The organism is Rhodococcus sp. CX, assembly GCF_015865005.1.
Taxonomy (GTDB): domain Bacteria; phylum Actinomycetota; class Actinomycetes; order Mycobacteriales; family Mycobacteriaceae; genus Rhodococcus.
In genome coordinates this window covers 1-2,356 of record NZ_JADZGH010000022.1, presented here as the reverse complement: position 1 = coordinate 2,356, position 2,356 = coordinate 1, and the positions used below count along the sequence as shown (strand labels likewise).

Genomic DNA, 2,356 nt, shown 5'->3' with positions numbered 1-2,356 from the left:
GAGGCTGTGTTCTCCAAGGGTGCGTTCGAGGCCGCCTATTCGGGGTTCGAGGGCACCGGTGAGGTCGGCGAGTCGCTCGCCGACTGGCTGCGCGAGAGCGGGGTCACCGCGGTCGACGTGGTGGGCATCGCCACCGATCACTGTGTGCGCGCGACCGCACTCGATGCCGTCGAAGCGGGTTTCACCACCCGCGTCCTGTTGCGCTACACCGCGGGTGTGTCCGATGTGACGGTCGAGGCGGCGTTGGAGCGGCTGCGCGCGGCGGGCGTGGAACTGGTCGGTCAGGTCGGCGCACGAACCTGACGGTGGGGACCGATACCCTGACCCGGTGCCCGAACTCCCCGACGTCCCCGAACTCCTCCGGACCGCGGTACACGCGTTGGGGGGCACGGAGCGGCGCAACCAGCTGACGATGGCGTCGGCGGTCGCGCACTGCCTCGACACCGGGGAGCACCTGGCCGTGCAGGCCGGCACCGGTACCGGTAAGTCGCTGGCCTACCTGGTGCCGAGCATCCGCTATGCCGTGCGCACCGGGCGCACGGTGATCGTCTCGACGGCGACGATCGCGCTGCAGCGGCAGCTGGTGGACCGCGACCTGCCGCGCCTGGCCGACGCCCTGCACGAGTCGCTCGGGCGACGCCCACGCTTCGCGATCCTCAAGGGTCGCGGAAACTACCTGTGCCTCAACAAGATCCACACCGGGCTGGCCGAGGAGCCGCCGGTCGGCGAGCAACTGTTCGACGCGTTCGCGCTCTCCCGGATCGGCCGGGAGGTGCGGCGCGTCACCGAATGGTCGTCGAGCACCGAGACCGGCGACCGCGACGACCTGACCCCGGGCGTGTCCGATCAGGCGTGGCGGCAGGTCAGCGTCACCGCCCGCGAATGCCTCGGCAAGGCACGGTGTCCCGTCGGCGAGGACTGCTTCGCGGAGATCGCGCGCGCCGAGGCCTCCCAGGTCGACATCGTCGTCACCAACCACGCGCTGCTCGCGATCGACGCGATCACCGGCATCGCGATCCTGCCCGAGCACGATGCGGTGATCATCGACGAGGCACACGAACTCGTCGACCGGGTGACCGGGGTCGCGACGGCGGAACTGTCCGGCGGCACGATCTCCGCGGCCGCGCGCCGCTGCACCAAGCTCGCCGAGGACGAGGACGTCGACAAGCTCGAGAGCGCCGCCGAGAACTGGGAGATGCTGCTCGAGGAACTTCCGCCCGGCCGGTGGGATGTGTTGCCGGACGGGGCCGCCGCCGCGCTCGCGGCGGTGCGGGACGCCGCGTGGTCGCTGCGCACGGCCGTCGGTCCGGCCAAGCCGGGGATGGACGCCGAGGCCGCCGCGGCACGCACCCAGGCGGTCGCCGAGGTCGACGAGGTGCACGACGGCGCGGTGCGCGTGCTCACCGCGTTCGACGAACCGGACCCGGCGAAACGGCAGGACGTGGTGTGGCTGGCCGCCGACGAGTTCCGCGGTGCGGTGCGCCGCACGGTGCGGATGGCTCCGCTGTCCGTCGGCGGGCTGCTGCGGTCCCGGTTGTTCGGTGAGGCGACGGTCGTGCTCACCTCGGCGACGTTGACGGTCGGCGGCTCGTTCGACGGCCTGGCCGTGAACTGGGGACTGCCCGCGCAGGCGCCGACGCGCAGCGACACCGGCGCGGCCTCCGGCATCGAACCCCCGTCCGACGACGGCGACCTGAAGTGGAACGCCCTGGACGTCGGGTCGCCGTTCGACCACGCCAAGGCCGGCATCATGTACATCGCCAAGCACCTGCCGACCCCGGGACGCGACGGCCTGTCCCCCGCCTACCTCGACGAGATCACCGAGCTGATCACCGCGGCCGGTGGCCGCACGCTCGGGTTGTTCTCGTCGATGCGCGCGGCGAAGGCCGCCACCGAGGCGGTGCGGGAGCGGCTCGCCACCCCGGTGCTGTGCCAGGGCGACGACGCGACCGGTGCCCTCGTCGAACGGTTCGCGGCCGACGAGGCGACATCGCTGTTCGGCACGCTGTCGCTGTGGCAGGGCGTCGACGTGCCGGGGCCGTCCCTGTCGCTGGTGATCATCGACCGCATCCCGTTTCCGCGGCCCGACGACCCGCTGCTCGTGGCGCGGCAGCGCGCCGTCGAATCCCGCGGCGGCAACGGGTTTCTCGCGGTCGCCGGGAACCACGCGGCGCTGCTGCTCGCCCAGGGCGTCGGCCGGCTGCTGCGCAGCACCAGCGACCGCGGGGTCGTCGCAGTCCTCGATCCGCGGCTCGCGACGGCCCGCTACGGCGGTTACCTGCGGGCGTCGCTGCCGTCGTTCTGGGAGACCACCGACCCGGCGATCGTGCGCAAGGCCCTGACCCGGCTCCGGGAC

General features: G+C 72.7%; 2 protein-coding genes. Both read left to right on the top strand.

All coding sequences use genetic code 11. The annotated features are described in order from the left end of the window. Positions 1-303, top strand: a 303-nt coding sequence (locus I0Q12_RS02000) for an isochorismatase family protein (RefSeq protein WP_197250362.1), incomplete at its 5' end; no start/stop codon positions are given. A gap of 25 nt (positions 304-328) precedes the next feature. Then, positions 329-2,356, top strand: a 2,028-nt coding sequence (locus I0Q12_RS01995; RefSeq protein ID WP_197250361.1) for an ATP-dependent DNA helicase, incomplete at its 3' end; no start/stop codon positions are given.